We start from the raw sequence: 16,306 nt of genomic DNA, 5'->3' as shown, positions 1-16,306 counted from the left end.
GGGACCGGAGTAAGTGCTGAAGGACTAACTCCGGTCGACAGCTTTGCATGGGACGGCACTAAGCGCTAAAGCGCTAAGTGCCGTCGACAGGAGACAAAAAATGCTGAAGAATCTTGACCCGCTTCTGAACGCCGATGTCCTCCAGGCGCTGCGCGCAATGGGTCACGGCGACGAACTCGTCGTTTGCGACGCCAACTTTCCCGCCGACTCCGTTGCGCGCGCAACGGTGCTCGGCAAGCTGCTGCGCATCGACGGCGCCGATGCCCCTCGCGCCGTGCGCGCGATCCTCTCCGTGCTGCCGCTCGACACCTTTGTCGAATCCCCGGCCATGCGCATGGAAGTGGTGGGCGAGCCCAACACGATCCCCACGGTGCAGCACGAAGCGCAGGCCGAAGTCGATGCCGCGGAAGGCCGCTCCGTGCCGTTCGCGCCCATCGAGCGTCATGCGTTCTACGCGCGCGCCCGCAAGGCCTACTGCGTGATCGCCACGGGGGAAACGCGTGGCTACGGCTGCTTCGTGTTCACCAAAGGCGTGCTGCTTGCGCCCGACGCGCCGCGCGCGAAGGAGCCAGGCCAATGAGCGGACGCGTCGTCATCCTCGGCATCTATGTGACCGACCTCGCGTTCCGTGCGAGCCGCATGCCGATGATCGGCGAGACGCTCGCCGGCTCGGCATTCGCGATGGGGCCCGGCGGCAAGGGCTCGAATCAGGCGGTGGCGGCCGCCCGCGCGGGCGCGCAGGTGGTGTTCTGCACGCGCGTGGGCAACGACGCGTTCGGCGATATCGCGCGGGCGACATGGGCGGCCGAAGGCATCACGGCGCGCACCCGGGCCGTGGACGGCCTGGCCACGGGCGCGGCGCACATCTTCGTGGACGACACGACCGGCATGAACGCGATCATCGTCGCGGCGGGCGCGGCGGCCACGATGGAGCCCGGCGACGCCGAAGCAATCGAAGCCGATATTGCGGCCTCCCAGGTATTCGTCACGCAGCTCGAACAGCCGCTCGCGGCGGCGCGGCGCGGCCTCGAACTCGCGCGCCGGCATGGCGTGAAGACCGTGTTCAATCCGGCGCCCGCCATGGCGCTGCCCGACGACATCTTCCCGCTGTGCGACTACGTCACGCCGAACGAGACTGAGGCGCAGGCGCTCACCGGCATCGAAATCCGCAACGCCGACGACGCGCGCCGCGCCGCCGACGTGCTGCTCGCCAAGGGCGCGGGCGCGGTCATCGTGACGCTGGGCGAAGCTGGTGCGCTGTTGCATACGCGCGATGACTCGGTCTTGCTGCCCGCGTTCAATTGCGGCCCGGTCGTGGAAACGGCGGGCGCGGGCGATGGCTTCACGGGCGGCTTCGCGGCGGCGCTCGCACGCGGCGACGACGCGCTCACGGCCACGCGCTTTGGCTGTGCGCTGGCGGGCATTTCCGTCACGCGCGCGGGCACCGCGCCTTCCATGCCGCGAAAGGAAGAAGTCGACGCGATGCTCGCGCGCGTGGCGAGCGCCGACGCGCATTGAGCGCAGCACGTTAAGCATTGCCAGGTGACAACACACCGCAAAGGATGAGGTCCATGAAGTCTGCACTCTTTGCCAAATGGTTCGGCGACCGGCAGTTGAACTTCCTGCTGGCGGTGAACCTGCTGGTCGTGCTGGTCGCGGTCTGGGTATCGCGCGGGCAGTTCGTCGGCATCGACAACCTGCAGTCGATGGGCGCGCAACTGCCCGAAGTCGCGCTGCTCGCGCTCGGCATCATGCTCTCCATGCTTTCGGGCAACGGCGGCATCGACCTTTCCGGTGTGGGCCTCGCGAATCTTTCAGGCATGATCGCCGCGCTGGTGGTGCCGCGCCTCGTGAGCGGCGACGACTCACCCGTGCTGTATACGTCGCTCTTTTGCGTAATCGTCCTGTGCATGGGGCTCATTGGCGGCCTGCTCAACGGCGTGGTGATCGCGCGCCTCGGGCTCACGCCCATTCTCTGCACGCTCGGCACGCAACTGCTTTTCACGGGCTTCGCGGTGGCGCTTTCCAACGGCGCCTCGGTGCACGTGGATTATGTCGAACCGCTGGCCGACATCAGCAACGGCACGTTCTTCCAGGTGCCGATCTCATTCCTGCTATTCGTGGCCGTGGTCGTGCTGCTGGGCTGGCTGCTCAGGCGCACGCCGTTCGGGCTGCGCCTCTACCTCATGGGCACGAACCAGCGCGCGGCGTTCTATGCAGGTATTCCGCGTGCGCGCATGCTGATCATGACCTATGCGATGTGCGGCGTGCTCGCTTCGCTTGCGGGGCTCGTGAGCGTTTCGCACACGCTCAGCGCGAAATGGGACTACGGCAATTCCTATCTGCTGATCGCCATTCTCATCGCGGTGATGGGCGGCGTAAATCCGGCGGGCGGCTATGGACGCATCATCTGCGTGTTTTTTGCCGCGACGGTGCTGCAATTCCTTTCGAGCCTCTTCAATTTGATGGGCGTTTCGCAGTTTTTCGGCGACTGCGCCTGGGGCTTCCTGCTGTTGCTTTCGCTCGCCTTTGCGGGCGGTGAGCGGGTACGCGCGATTTTCGGTTTCGGGGGCTCTCCGTCTGCGGGCAAAGGGCGGACCTCGGGCTGACCGGCTGAATCGTGCAACAGGCGGGCCTCGAGCCTCGGAGGTCCGCCGCCATCTAATTCGGGGCGAGAGCTTGCGTTGCATGGGACCGCAGTAAGTGCCGACGCACAAACTGCGGATCGACACAAAAGAAACGGAGACATGACATGAAGATCAAGCGACTCAGCGTGGCAATCACAGCATGTGCACTTGCCGCCGGCATGGCGGCCGTGGCGTATGCGGCGGAAAACCCGACCATCGTCACGGTGGTGAAGGTGACTGGCATCAGCTGGTTCAACCGCATGGACGACGGCATCAAGGAGTTCGGCAAGGACAACCCGAAGGTTTCGGTCTACCAGACGGGGCCGGGCCGCGCGGACGCCGCGCAGCAGCTGAAGATCATCGACGACCTGATCGCGAAGAAAGTGAGCGCGATCGCCGTCGTGCCGTACGATCCGCCCACGCTCGAGCCGGCGCTCAAGAAGGCGATGGACCGCGGCATCAAGGTGGTTACGCATGAGGCCGACAACGAGAAGAACACCATGGTCGACGTCGAGGCGTTCGACAACTCCGCCTACGGCGCCGCGCTCAACGACCGCCTCGCCTCGTGCATGCACAACGACGGCAAGTGGGCGACGATGGTCGGATCGCTCGGCAGCCGCTCGCAGGTGCAGTGGGCCGACGGCGGCATCGACAACGCGAAGAAGAAGTTCCCGAAGATGCAGCTCGTCGAAACGAACCTCGAGACCAACAACGACGGCGAGCACGCCTATGAAGTGGCCAAGGAAGTGCTGCGCAAGCATCCGGACATCAAGGGCTTCCAGGGCTCGTCGTCGCTCGACGTGATCGGCATTGGCCGCGCGGTCGAGGAAGCGGGCCTGCAGGGCAAGATCTGCGTGTATGGCACGGGCCTGCCGACCGAAGCCGGCAAGTACCTCGAAAGCGGCGCGATCAACGGTATTGCGTTCTGGGATCCGAAGCTGGCGGGCATGGCGATGAACAAGATCGCGATGATGCTGATCGACGGCAAGACGGTCGAAAACGGCGCGAATCTCGGCTTGCCGGGCTACGAGAAGGTCACGGTGTCGAAGGGTCCGGGCAAGGGCATCATCGTGCGCGGCCAGGGTTGGGTGAGCGTCGACAAGTCGAACTACAAGCAATACAACTTCTGATCGGCAGAAGGTGGCGCGCGCAACGGTCGTGAGGCCCAAGCGCGCGCCTGGTCGTAACGTCACGAAGAGACGACATGGCTTCAGAACCGTTATTGCAGGTGCTCGGCGTGCACAAGCGCTTTACGGGCGTGCACGCCTTGCGAGGCGTGACGCTCGCGTTCGAGCGCGGGCAGATCTATCACCTGCTCGGCGAGAACGGGTGCGGCAAGAGCACGCTCATCAAGATCATCTCCGGTGCGCAACCGCCCGACGAAGGCGAACTCGTGATCGACGGCGCGCGCCATGCGCGGCTCTCGCCGCTCGAATCGCTTGCGGCGGGCATCGAGACCGTCTATCAGGATCTTTCGCTGCTGCCCAACATGAGCGTGGCGGAGAATGTGGGGCTCACGACCGAACTCGCGGAACATGCGGGGCGCCTTGCTCGCACGTTCGACCGCCGCGAACTCGCCCGCACGGCCGAGCGCGCGCTGAAGGCCGTGGGGCTGCCAGGCGACGCCGACTTTCAGGCGACGCTCATCGAGCAACTGCCGCTCGCCACACGCCAGCTCGTGGCGATCGCGCGCGCCATTGCGAGCGAAGCGAAGTTCGTCATCATGGACGAGCCCACGACCTCGCTCACGCAAAAGGAAGTCACCAACCTGATCGCCGTGCTCGCGCACTTGCGCGCGCAGGGCGTGACCGTGCTGTTCGTGAGCCACAAGCTCGACGAGTGCTACGCGATTGGCGGCGAAGTGATCGTGCTGCGCGATGGCCAGAAAGTGACGCAAGGCCCGATTACGAATTACACCAAGGCGCAGTTGAGCGAACTGATGACTGGCCGCGCGCTCTCCACCGAACGGTACCGCAACGTCGCGGCCGAAGCCGACGTGCTGCTCGACGTTCGCGGCCTTGGCCGCTCGGGCCTCTTTCGCGACGTGTCGTTCACGCTGCATCGCGGCGAGATTCTCGGCGTGACGGGCCTGCTCGATTCGGGCCGCAACGAACTCGCGCGTGCGCTTGCGGGCGTTGCGCCGGCCGACGCGGGCGAGATCGTGCTCGAGGGCCGTGCGATCAAGCTTGCCACGCCCGGCGACGCGCGACGCGCGCGCATTGGCTATGTGCCGGAAGACCGCCTGAACGAAGGCCTTTTCCTCGACAAGCCGATTCGCGACAACGTGATCACGGCGATGATCGCGAGCCTGCGTGACCGCTTCGGCCAGATCGACCGCACGCGTGCGCGCGCATTGGCCGAGAACACCGTGAAGGAACTGCAGATCGCCACGCCCGATGTGGATAAGGCCGTGCAGTCGCTTTCGGGCGGCAACCAGCAGCGCGTGTTGATTGGCCGCTGGCTTGCCATCGACCCGCACGTGCTGATTCTGCACGGGCCGACCGTGGGCGTGGACGTCGGCTCGAAGGACATCATCTATCGCATCATGCAGCGGCTCTCGCAGCGTGGCATCGGCATTCTGCTCGTGAGCGACGACTTGCCCGAACTGCTGCAGAACTGCGACCGCGTGCTGATGATGCGTAAAGGCCGCCTCGCTGAAGAGCACCACGCTGTTGGCCTGACCGAGGCCGAGCTGTACCGCGCGCTGCTTGCCGAAGCGGCCTGAATTTCGCGTAACGTTTTGCCGGACACCGCATGAGCATGAATCAGACAATGAGCACGTCGTCCAACACCGTCGAAGTCGCGCGTCAGCGCGTGCCGCTCAACTGGCGCGCGAAGCTCGCCCGCAATCCCGAGTGGTTCACGGCCACGCTGATCGTCATCACCTGTGTGATCGTGGCCTCCATCAACCCGCGCTTTTTCCAGTGGGCGACGCTGTTCGACCTGCTGCATTCTGCGACGACCACGTCGTTGTTCGCGCTCGGCACGCTTGTCGTGCTGGCTTCGGGCGGCATCGATGTGTCGTTCACGGCCATCGGCGCGCTCACGATGTACGCGATCACGAAGGCCGTGTTCGCGTGGTGGCCCGACGCGCCGTTCGCGCTCATTCTGCTCACGGGCGCGGTGGGCGGCATCGTGCTCGGTGTGATCAACGGCATGCTCGTGCACCGGCTGCAAGCGCCGTCGCTGATCGTAACGATCGGTACGCAATACCTCTATCGCGGCCTGCTGCTCACCTTCGTGGGCACGACGTTCTTCATGAACATTCCGCACAGCATGGACCACTTCGGCCGCATTCCGCTCATTGCGTACAAGACCGCCGACGGGCTCAACGCGGTACTGCCCGTTTCCGCGATCGCGCTCGTGGCCGGTGCGATTCTCACGTGGTGGCTGCTCAACCGCACGATGATGGGGCGTGGCGTGTACGCCATGGGCGGCAGCACGGCCATTGCGGAGCGGCTCGGTTTCAACCTGCGCGCGATCCGGCTGTTCGTGTTCGGCTATACCGGGTTTCTCGCTGGCGTAGCGGGCATTTTGCACGTTTCGAACAACCGCCTCGCCAATCCGTTCGACCTCGTGGGCTCGGAACTCGACGTGATCGCGGCGGTGATCCTGGGCGGCGCACGCATTACGGGCGGCAGCGGCACGGTCGTGGGCACGCTGCTCGGCGTGGCGCTCGTTACGCTCATCAACAACGTGCTCATTCTCGTGGGCGTGCCGAGCACCTGGCAGAAGGTGATTGTCGGCGCATTCATTCTGGTGGCGGGCACGCTGTTCGCGCTGCGCCGGCGTGGCTAAGCCAGCAGGCACTCAGAGCGACCGGCCTTCGTGGCCGGTCGGCGCTTAAGCGCCGTGCGCGCGCAGCGTTTGGCCTTTTTCGGTGATGATGGAACTGAAGTCGTCCATCTGCGAAAAGCGCCACGCTTTCACGACGCCGTATTTGCTTGCGTCCACAACGAGATGGCTTTCCACGGCGCTGGCCATGGCGGCCTGCTTGAGCGCCACTTCGTGGAAGTTCCAGCATGTCACGCCGCGCGCGGCGTCCACACCCCCCGCTGAAATAAACGCCTTGTTGATGCCCATGCGGCGCAGCGTTTCAAGGCTCTCCTCGCCGGAAAACGAGTCCGACGACGGCACATATACGCCCCCCAGCAAGATCATGCGCACATTGGGCATGCGCCGCAGAATCTCGGCCACGTTGAGCGAATAACACACCGCCGTGATTTGCAACTGCGAAGGGATCAGGCGCGCGAGCGCCGCGAGCGTCGTGCCGCAGTCGATGAACACGGTGTCGTTCTGCGCGATGAGCCGTGCCGCGTGCGCCGACGCTTGCGCCTTGGCCTGCGCGAAGTGGTCCTTTTCGTGCTCGAGCGAGTAGCCGACGGTGTTGGGCACGTCCTGCGCGCTCACGATATAGCCGCCCAGATACGTGAAACGCTCGGGATTCGCGGCGATGTCGCGCCGCACGGTCATTTCGGAGACACCAAGCACGCTGGCGGCATCGCGCAGATGCATGACGTTGTGTTTGGCGAGCGCGTCGGCAAGGGCGCGCAGCCGGTCGGTTTTGGCCATGGAGTGGGTGCTGCGCGCCGGAATGGGCTGCCTTCCGGCGAGCGTTAGATTTGTTTCGTCCGCGTGATCGAATTATAACAAGCACGGCGTGCGAAGGCCACGCGCTTTGGTGCGCGCGGCTGCCGCGCGGCCTTCGGCGAGCATGCGTTTTTCGCATGCTTCGCTCGACAATTAATCGTTTGTCGCGTCCCGATGCCGCACGGATACTGCCCTCTCCCAAGAAGCGGCGGCAACGCCAAACCGGCAGCAATCCATGCGATCAGACCTCAATTTCATCAATGGGCAGTTCGTCGGCGCCGAAGGGCCGCGCATCGCTGTCCATAACCCCGCAACCGGCGACGCGATCGGTCAGGTGAGCGCGGCGAGCGCCGCCGATGCCATTCGTGCGGTCGAGGCGGCGAAGGCCGCCCAGCGTGGCTGGCGCAAGTTGCCCGCCGCCGAACGCGGCGTGATCCTGAACCGTTTTGCGGACGCGATCGTCGCGCGCGCGCCGAAGATCGGCGCGGCGCTGGCCGCCGAGTCGGGCAAGAGCGTCGCCGACGCAACCGCCGAAGCGCAATACGCCGCCGAAATCCTGCGCTACCACGCCCAATGGGCGCGCCGCATCGAAGGCGAGGTGATTCCGAGCGACAGCGCAAACGAAAACCTCATTCTCATGCGCGAGCCGATCGGCGTGGCCGCCTGCCTGATTCCGTTCAACTTCCCCGTGTACACACTGCTGCGCAAGATCGCGCCGGCGCTCATCACGGGCAACGCGGTGGTCGTGCGGCCGAGCAACAACACGCCGTCTTCGGCGTTCGAAGTGGCGCGCGCAGCGCAGGAAGCAGAACTGCCGCCGGGCATTTTCAACGTGCTGGCCATGGACCACGACACGGCGGCCGTGCTCTGCACGCACGCGGACGTCGGCATGATCACGCTCACGGGCAGCGTGAGCGCGGGCCGCAAGGTGCTCGATTACTGCAAGGAAAACATCGCCAAGCCGTCGCTGGAGCTGGGCGGCAAGACACCCGCGATCATCGAAGATGACGCCGATCTCGAAGCGGCCGCAACGGCCATCGTGCGCTCGAAAACCACGCATTGCGGCCAGCTTTGCACGGCGATCGAGCGTGTGTACGTGCACGCCAGCGTGCATGACCGCTTTGTCGCGCTGCTGCGCGAAAAGATGAGCGCCGTGCGCTTCGGCGACCGCGCCGAAGACGCAACCCGTATGGGTCCGCTCGTGAGCGCCAGCGCTCGCTCGGCGATCCACGCGATGGTCGAACGCGCGGTGGCGGAAGGCGCGAAGCTCGAAACGGGCGGTTACGTGCCTGAAGGCAAGGGGCATTTCTACCCACCCACGCTGCTCACGCATTGCCGCCAGGACATGGAGATCGTGCAGGAGGAGATCTTCGGTCCGGTGCTGCCGGTGCTGTCGTACGAGACGCTCGACGACGCGCTGCGCATGGCCAACGATCACCAGTTCGGCCTTTCGTCGGTGCTCTTTACGGAGCGCTACCGCTCGACCATGCGTGTGGCGAACGAGATCGAAGCCGGTGAACTGTACGTGAACCGCACGCCCGCCGATCCCTACCAGGGTTATCACGCTGGCTGGAAGCGCTCGGGACTCGGCGGCGACGACGGCAAGCACGGCATGCTCGAATTCACGCAAACACGCCTTGTCGTGATGCCGTTCTGATCATTCGAGTTACTGATTAATCGTTGCAACAACGGCGCCCCCTGCAACGGGCGCCACAAATGAAGAAATAGCGCCTCGCGCTGGCAACCGCCCGCTCGAAGGCGTCAGCCTTGCATGGGACCAGAGTAAGCGTTAAATCGCTGGCTCCGGTCGACAGGAGACAATCTTGCAGAAGTCCATCGGAAAGCCCAATTCGGCGGCTGGCTCGCCGCGCGCCGAAACCTCATCGCTTGCGAGCGCCGCGTCTGGGTCCACGCAGCGCTACGTGCAATTGCTGCTGCTCGTGCTCGCCGCGGGCGGCATCTACCCGCTGCTGTATCTGCGTCAGGTCTATCAGACCACGATGCTCGACGTTTTCCGTATCGATAACGCTCAGCTCGGCTATCTCTACTCGGTGCTCGGCATCGTGTTCTTCGTGTGCTATCTGCCAAGCGGCTGGCTCGCCGACCGCGTCGCGCCGCGTCTGTTGATCTGCTTCTCGCTCATCGGCACCGGAGCGTTGGGCCTTTGGTACTCCACGGCGCCCTCGTTCAATGTGCTGCTCGTGATCTTTTGCTGCTGGGGCATTACCACCGGCCTCACGTTCTGGGCCTCGGTGCTCAAGCGCGTGCGCATGATCGCAGCGGCGAATGAACAAGGCCGTTTCTTCGGACTGCTCGACGGTGGACGCGGGCTCGTCGAGGCGCTGCTCGCCACCGCGGCGCTCGCGCTCTTCGCAGCCGCGACCGGTTCGGGCCGCGGTGAAGCAACGGGCCTGCGCCACGTGATCTATCTGTATTCGTTCACGTGTATCGGCCTTGGCGCGTTGATGAGCTTCTTCAAGGACCCCGCGCCCGCGCAGGCCGAAAGCAAGTCGGCCGAAGCGAATGCCAGGGGCTCGCTTTGGCGCGATCTGGCGACGCTCGCCTCGATTCCGCAACTCTGGCTCATGGCTGCTGTGGTGTTCTGCGGCTATCAGATCTTCTGGGCGACCTACAGCTTCTCCGCGTATCTCCAGCAAGGCGAGATGCATATGAGCGTCGTGGCTGCCGGCATGGTCACCACCGCGAAACTCTGGATGCGTCCCATCGGCGGCATTGGCGGCGGCTTTCTCGGCGACCGTCTCTCGAATCTGCGTGTGCTGATCTGGGCGCTGTTTCTCGCCGTCGCGGGGCTGATCGGCCTGATCCTGTTGCCTGCGCTGCGCAACATGGCGCTGCTCGGTGCGGTCGTGCTGTTCATCGGGCTCATGACGTATGCGATTCGCGGCCTCTACTGGACGCTGCTCGACTACTGCGCCATTCCCATGCGCATAACGGGCCTCGCCATCGGTCTCGTTTCGCTGATCGGCTATTCGTCGGACATCTTCCTGCCGCTCGTGAACGGCTATATCACCGAGCACTACGCGGGCATGCTCGGCTACCAGATCTATTTCGCCTATGTGGCCGCCATCGGCACGCTCGGCGGCATCGCTGCGCTCGTGCTCAAGCGCATGACCCACTCCAAACCTGCCTGAAACAGCCTGAACCATGAAAGTCGTTGCAATTGAAACGCACATCGTTGCGGTGCCCCCTCCGCATCTCGGCGGCATGTACTGGATCTTCGTCACGTTGAAAACGGATTGCGGCATCGAGGGCGTGGGCGAAATCTACTCCGCCACGTTCCACCCCGACGTGATGGTGCGCGCGATCGAAGACGTCTTCACGCGCTATCTGCTCGACCACGACCCGCATCGTGTCGAGCGCCTGTTCCGCGAGGCGTATTCGAGCGGCTTCACGCAGCGCCCGGACCTCACGATGATGGGCATCGTGAGCGGCCTCGAAATGGCGTGCTGGGACATCATCGGCAAGGCGGCGGACCAGCCCGTGCACGCGCTGCTCGGCGGCATGGTGAACGAGCGTCTTCGTTCGTACACCTACCTGTACCCGAAGAACGCGAAAGGCGAATACGATTACGACGACCCGGACCTCGCTGCACAATGCGCGGCCGAGAACGTGAAGCGTGGCTTCACCGCGGTCAAGTTCGACCCGGCGGGTCCGTACACGGCCTACTCGGGGCACCAGCTCTCGCTGGAAGTGCTCGACCGCTGCGAAACGTTCTGCCGCAAGGTGCGTGAAGCGGTTGGCAGCAAGGCCGACCTGCTGTTTGGCACGCATGGCCAGATGGTGCCTTCTTCGGCAATCCGGCTGGCGAAGCGGCTCGAAAAGTACGACCCGCTGTGGTTCGAAGAGCCGGTGCCGCCGGGGCAGGAAGAGGCCATCGCCAATGTTGCGAAGCATACGTCGATTCCCATTGCCACGGGCGAGCGCCTCACCACGAAATACGAATTCCACAAGCTCTTGCAGGCGGGCGGCGCGTCGATCCTGCAATTGAACGTGGCGCGCGTGGGCGGCTTGCTCGAAGCGAAGAAGATCGCCACGCTGGCTGAGGTGCACTACGCGCAGATCGCACCGCATCTGTACAACGGGCCCATCGGCGCGGCGGCGAGCATCCAACTGGCGGCCTGCACGCCGAACTTCCTGATTCAGGAAAGCATTGGCACGTGGGACGGTTTCCACGCGCAAGTGCTCAAGCAGCCCATTCAGTGGGAAGACGGCTACATCATTCCGTCGAAGGCGCCGGGCCTTGGCGTCGAACTCAACATGGACGTTGTGCGTGCGCACTCGCCCTATACGGGCAAGCGTCTGCATTTGCAGATGGCGAGCCAGCCCGCCGACGTGCGCGACACCTCGCCCGCACGCGGCTGATCTGCCGGAGCACACAGATGAACTACGACTACATCATCGTCGGCGCCGGTTCGGCGGGCTGCATTCTCGCGGAGCGGCTCTCCGCTTCCGGCCGGCATTCGGTGCTGCTGCTCGAAGCGGGCGGACCTGACGATTCGTTCTGGTTCAAGATCCCGATCGGCTTCGCCAAGCTGTACTACAACAAGCAGTACAACTGGATGTATTACAGCGAGCCGGAGCCGGAGCTTGCCAACCGGCAGATCTACGCGCCGCGCGGCAAGGTGCAGGGCGGCTCGGGCGCGATCAACGCGATGATCTACGTGCGCGGCGCCGCGCGCGACTACGACGACTGGGCTGCCGCAGGCAATGCGGGCTGGTCGTACCGAGAAGTGCTGCCGTACTTCCGCAAGCTCGAGTCGCATCCGCTCGGCGACACGCCCTGGCACGGCGCGAACGGCCCGGTGCGCATCACGCCGATGAAGGACGGTGCGCATCCGGTCTGCCGCACGTTTGTCGAAGGCTGCACGCAACTGGGCTACGAGCGCAACGACGACTTCAACGGCGCACGGCTCGAAGGCGTGGGTATCTACGACGTGAATACGCGCGACGGCAAGCGCGATTCGAGCAGCGTGGCGTATCTGCATCGCGCGGGGCACCGCTCGAACCTGAAGATCGAGCATCATGCGCGCGCCACGCGTGTGCTGTTCGACGAGAGCAAGCAACGCGCCGTTGGTGTGGAGATCGTTCAGCAGGGCGTAAAGCGCACGTTCCACGCGAACCGCGAAGTGATCGTCGCGGCGGGCGCGGTCGATTCGCCGAAGCTGCTGCAGCTCTCGGGCGTGGGCCCGCGCGCGCTGCTCGCGAAGCACGGCATTAACGTGGTGCACGAGTTGCCTGCAGTGGGGCAGAACCTGCAGGATCACCTGTGTGTGAGCTTCTACTATCGCTCGCGCGTGAAGACGCTCAACGACTCGTTCAGCAGCTGGGCGGGCAAGCTCAAGTTCGGCCTGCAGTATGTGTTCCAGCGCAAGGGACCGTTCTCGATGAGCGTGAACCAGTCGGGCGGCTTCTTCCGCACCAGCGAAGCTGAGGCGCACCCGAACATGCAGCTGTATTTCAATCCGCTGTCGTATCGGATTCCTAAGTCAAATCGCGCGCAGCTCACGCCGGAGCCGTACTCGGGCTTTCTCGTCTGCTTCAATCCGTGCCGGCCCACGAGCCGCGGCTCGGTGGAGATCGCTTCGGCGAACGTGGAAGACGCGCCGAAAATTCGCGGCAACTACCTCTCGACGCAGAAGGACCGCGACGAGGCGATTGCAGGCAGCCGCCTCGTGCGCAAGCTGATGACGGCGCGCGCGTTGCAGGACATTACCGTTGCCGAGGTGACGCCCGCAGGCGAAGTGACCGACGACGCGAGCATGCTCAAGTTCTTCCGCGAGCAAAGCGGCTCGATCTATCACCTGTGCGGCACCTGCGCGATGGGGCCGGACCCGCGCACGGCGGTCGTGGACGCGCGCCTGCGCGTGCATGGCATCGAAGGCTTGCGCGTGGTCGATGCATCAATCTTTCCAAATATCACATCGGGCAACACGAACGCGCCCACGATGATGGTCGCGGAAAAGGGCGCGGATCTGATTCTGGAAGACGCGGATCAGGCGATTGCCGCGAAGGCCGTCGCGCAGGGCCGTCAGCGCATGGCGGCGATTTCGTCCTGAAGCCACTGCCGGAAAAGCTTGAGCGGCTTCGAAGCCTTTTGTTCGGGCCGCACGACGAACCAGTATGACTGGCGGCCGTCCACGTGGATGTCGCGCACGGGCGCGAGCAGGCCTTGGGCCAGCTCGTGCTCGATCATGTGGCGGTCGGCCATGGTCACGCCGAGCCCTTCGATGGCCGCGCGGATCGCGTGATCGAGCAGGTCGAATTCGTAGCCGCCCGAGGTGTCCACGTCCTCGATACGCGCTGCGTCGAGCCAGTGCCGCCACGTGAGATAGCGCTGGTTGTCGCCCGCGAGCACGTGCAACAAAGTTTGCTGCGTGAGGTCGACGGGCCCATGAGCGAGCAGCGCGGGCGAGCACACGGCAATGTGCGACTCGTGCATCAGCAGCGAGCTGTCGAGGCCTTCCCATTCGCCATCGCCAAAGCGGATCGCGCAGTCTAGCGCCGTGGAATCGGCCAGACTGTCCTGCAGATGCGTGGTGAGGCTCAGCTCCAGTTCGGGATGGCGCGCGCGCAGCCGCGTGAGGCGCGGCACGAGCCAGCGGCTCGCGAAGGTGGGCGGCGCGTTCACGCGCAGGCGGTTCAGGTCGCTTTTCTGCTGGATCGTGCGCACCGTCAATTCGATGCGGTCGAACGACTGCTGGAGCGTGCGCAGCAGCGCGCGCCCGGCATCGGTCAGTTCGAGCCGGTGGTGATGGCGCTCGAGCAGCGCCTCGCCAAGCTGTTCCTCCAACTGGCGCACCTGGCGGCTCACCGCGCTCTGCGTCACGTTCAGCTGCTCGGCGGCGCGGGTGAAGCTGCCGCTCGTGCCTGCCGCCTCGAACGCCTTCAGGGCGTTCAGCGCCGGCATCTTTCGCTTCAAGGTCGTCTCCTCGCTCCAGGCGCCATCTCGAAATGACGCCTCATGCAAACGACGCAGTATACCGGCCCGCACCGCCAATCAGGCGCCCCGCGCGCGTGAGAGTGCGGCCAGCGCAAGCGTGACGACGAGCGCGAACACATAGAGTCCGCCCGCCCCCAAAAGACGCATGAACAACGAAGCGACGGTCGGACCGGCCGCGCCGCCGAGCGAGAAGACGAGCAGCAGCGTCGCGCTCGTTTGCACGCGCCGCGCCTGATCGACGCGGTCGTTCACGTCGGAGACGATCACGCCGTACAGCGTGAAGGTGAGCGCGACATAGAGAAAGAGCAGCGTATCGACGAAAGCGGGCGCGCGCAGGACGGCGAGCGCCGCGGCCGCGCACGCGGAGACGAGCGAGATCACGCCGAGCGTGGCGCGCCGCCCGAGGCGGTCGGAGAGGCGTCCCACGGGCCACTGCGAAAGCAGGGCGCCGATCAGCACGACACCCATGGCGCGCGAAATACTGCCAGGCGGATAGCCGATGCGCGCGAGATACACCGGCGTGAGCGCATAGAACGCACTGGAAAGCAGCCCCGCGCCAATGCAGGCCGGCACGCTGCGCGGTGCAACGCGATGCAACTCGCGCAGGCCGTCGAGGAGCAGCGTAGGGCGCTTGGGCGTGGCGAGCGCGGAGTCCGGCGGCCTGGCTGCGGCCGCGGGCAGGGCGCCTTCGGCCGATTGCCATTCGCCGATCAACGCCACGGGAATGAGCGCGACCACGAACAGGCCGTTCACCAGCGCGTGCTCGAAAATGCCGCCGGGCGCGCCGAGCCCCAGCAGGAACTGCCCGGCGCTCACACCGAGATACGTGAGCACGAGATAGAGCGCGAACGCGCGCCCGCGCCGCTCGTTCGGCACGGCGCCGTTCACGCCGCTTTCGATCGACGTGAACACGCCCACCATGCTGAAGCCGGTAATGAGCCGCAGCACGGCCCAAACGTCAGGGGAATCAAAGGAGAGATAGCCGAGCGCCGCCAGCGCGGCGAGCGCGCCGAAGCCGATGAAGGCGCGTTGCGGCCCGATGCGCCCAACGATCGGGCCGAGCCCCAGCGCGCCGACGATAAAGCCGACGTAGTAGCACGATTGCACGAGGCCGACGGCGAGCGCGGTCTGCTCGCCGTGCAGCATGCGCAGCGAGATCAGCGTCGTGAGAAGGCTGTTCCCGCAAACGAGGATCGTATAGCCGCCCAGCAGGCCGATGAGCGCCCGCATCTACGGCTTAGTGCGTGGTCCCGGCGCGGCGCTCGACGAAGCGCCGCACGTAGTCGTCGGCGGGGCGGTGCAGGATGTCGTCGGGGGTGCCGCACTGGATCAGGCGGCCGTCGCGCAGAATGGCGATCTGGTTGCCTATGCGCAGCGCTTCGTCGAGATCGTGCGTGATGAACACGATCGTTTTCTTGAGCGTGGCCTGGAGTTCGAGCAGCTGGTCCTGCATTTCGGTGCGAATGAGCGGATCGAGTGCCGAGAACGCTTCGTCCATGAGCAGCACGTCGGTGTTCGCGGCGAGTGCGCGGGCGAGGCCCACGCGCTGGCGCATGCCGCCAGAAAGCTCGTCGGGGTAGTGGTCGGCATAACCCGAAAGACCGACCTTGCCGAGCCATTCGCGGGCGCTTGCCTGCGCTGCTGCCTTCTTTTCGCCGCGCGTGGCGAGCGCATACGCGGCATTGTTGAGCACCGTCTGGTGAGGCAGGAGTCCGAAGCTCTGGAACACCATGCTCACGCCGTAACGGCGCAGATTGCGCAGGCCGTTGTCGGAGAGTTTGAGCACGTCCTTGCCGTCGATCAGGATCTCGCCCACGGTCGGCTCGATGAGCCGGTTGAAGTGGCGCACCAGCGTGGACTTGCCCGAGCCCGAAAGGCCCATGATCACGAAGATCTGGCCAGAGCCGATCGACAGGCTCACGTCGTTCAGGCCCACGTTGCAGCGCGTCTTTTCGAGGACCTCGGCCTTGCCCGCGCCGCCGCGCAGCAGGTCGAGCGCGCGCTGGCTTGCGTCGCGTGTGCCGAAGATCTTGTAGACATTCTTGACTTCGATGCCGCTCATGATCGTTACCTCATTCCATGCTCATTGCGTATGCGGGATGCGCCGGCCGGATCGCTTCCATTGTGC

The 16,306-nt window shown here is 65.0% G+C and carries 14 protein-coding genes; 10 read left to right on the top strand and 4 right to left on the bottom strand.

The genetic code is table 11. The features are described 5' to 3' along the window. Positions 1–100: 100 nt before the first annotated feature. The 6 genes from U5A57_RS03130 (at position 101) to U5A57_RS03105 (ending at position 6,425) form a co-directional block, all read left to right on the top strand. Positions 101–580 (top strand): RbsD/FucU family protein, encoded by a 480-nt coding sequence (locus tag U5A57_RS03130; RefSeq protein ID WP_321908105.1) that lies wholly within the window; start codon positions 101–103, stop codon positions 578–580. Continuing rightward, the gene (rbsK, locus tag U5A57_RS03125; protein WP_321908103.1) at positions 577–1,518 is read left to right on the top strand and encodes a ribokinase; all 942 of its coding nucleotides are present in this window, start codon (positions 577–579) and stop codon (positions 1,516–1,518) included. The genes U5A57_RS03130 and rbsK overlap by 4 nt, the downstream gene beginning before the upstream one ends. Positions 1,519–1,571: 53 nt before the next feature. Then, a complete protein-coding gene (locus tag U5A57_RS03120; protein WP_321908101.1) occupies positions 1,572–2,609 on the top strand; it encodes an ABC transporter permease in 1,038 nt (345 codons plus the stop codon). Positions 2,610–2,752: 143 nt separating this feature from the next. Further along, a complete protein-coding gene (locus U5A57_RS03115) occupies positions 2,753–3,757 on the top strand; it encodes an autoinducer 2 ABC transporter substrate-binding protein (RefSeq protein WP_321908099.1) in 1,005 nt (334 codons plus the stop codon). 74 nt (positions 3,758–3,831) lie between these two features. Continuing rightward, positions 3,832–5,352 (top strand): sugar ABC transporter ATP-binding protein, encoded by a 1,521-nt coding sequence (locus U5A57_RS03110; protein ID WP_321908096.1) that lies wholly within the window; start codon positions 3,832–3,834, stop codon positions 5,350–5,352. A 35-nt stretch (positions 5,353–5,387) separates the two neighbouring features. Next, positions 5,388–6,425, top strand: coding sequence for an ABC transporter permease (locus U5A57_RS03105; protein WP_415774576.1), 1,038 nt, complete (start codon positions 5,388–5,390; stop codon positions 6,423–6,425). A gap of 45 nt (positions 6,426–6,470) precedes the next feature. Here the strand turns inward: U5A57_RS03105 and U5A57_RS03100 are convergent, their stop codons facing one another. Continuing rightward, the gene (locus U5A57_RS03100) at positions 6,471–7,199 is read right to left on the bottom strand and encodes a DeoR/GlpR family DNA-binding transcription regulator (protein ID WP_321908092.1); all 729 of its coding nucleotides are present in this window, start codon (positions 7,197–7,199) and stop codon (positions 6,471–6,473) included. Positions 7,200–7,452: 253 nt separating this feature from the next. On the opposite strand from U5A57_RS03100, the gene aldA reads away from it, so the two are divergent. From aldA to U5A57_RS03080, 4 genes are all read left to right on the top strand, one after another. Further along, positions 7,453–8,874, top strand: coding sequence for an aldehyde dehydrogenase (gene aldA, locus U5A57_RS03095; RefSeq protein ID WP_321908090.1), 1,422 nt, complete (start codon positions 7,453–7,455; stop codon positions 8,872–8,874). Positions 8,875–9,037: 163 nt separating this feature from the next. After that, positions 9,038–10,369 (top strand): MFS transporter, encoded by a 1,332-nt coding sequence (locus U5A57_RS03090; protein ID WP_415773770.1) that lies wholly within the window; start codon positions 9,038–9,040, stop codon positions 10,367–10,369. Positions 10,370–10,382: 13 nt separating this feature from the next. Continuing rightward, positions 10,383–11,600: a mandelate racemase/muconate lactonizing enzyme family protein gene (locus U5A57_RS03085; protein ID WP_321908088.1), complete on the top strand. Its 1,218-nt coding sequence runs from the start codon at positions 10,383–10,385 to the stop codon at positions 11,598–11,600. Between the two features lie 17 nt (positions 11,601–11,617). After that, positions 11,618–13,294 (top strand): choline dehydrogenase, encoded by a 1,677-nt coding sequence (locus tag U5A57_RS03080; protein ID WP_321908086.1) that lies wholly within the window; start codon positions 11,618–11,620, stop codon positions 13,292–13,294. Here U5A57_RS03080 and U5A57_RS03075 read toward each other — a convergent pair. The 3 genes from U5A57_RS03075 to U5A57_RS03065 all read right to left on the bottom strand — a co-directional run bounded on the left by U5A57_RS03075 (position 13,267) and on the right by U5A57_RS03065 (position 16,240). Beyond that, positions 13,267–14,145, bottom strand: coding sequence for a LysR substrate-binding domain-containing protein (locus U5A57_RS03075; protein WP_321908574.1), 879 nt, complete (start codon positions 14,143–14,145; stop codon positions 13,267–13,269). The genes U5A57_RS03080 and U5A57_RS03075 overlap by 28 nt on opposite strands. A 90-nt stretch (positions 14,146–14,235) precedes the next feature. Next, entirely contained in the window at positions 14,236–15,408 is a 1,173-nt protein-coding gene (locus tag U5A57_RS03070; protein ID WP_321908084.1) for an MFS transporter, read from the bottom strand. Between the two features lie 7 nt (positions 15,409–15,415). Continuing rightward, positions 15,416–16,240 carry a betaine/proline/choline family ABC transporter ATP-binding protein gene (locus U5A57_RS03065; protein ID WP_321908082.1) on the bottom strand — a complete coding sequence of 275 codons (825 nt, stop codon included), beginning with the start codon at positions 16,238–16,240 and terminating at the stop codon, positions 15,416–15,418. Between the last annotated feature and the right edge of the window lie 66 nt (positions 16,241–16,306).

The organism is Paraburkholderia sp. J11-2, from assembly GCF_905220185.1.
In the GTDB taxonomy this organism is placed as follows: Bacteria; Pseudomonadota; Gammaproteobacteria; order Burkholderiales; family Burkholderiaceae; genus Paraburkholderia.
The sequence above is the reverse complement of the archived record's forward strand: the minus strand, read 5'-3'. Positions and strand labels throughout refer to the sequence as shown.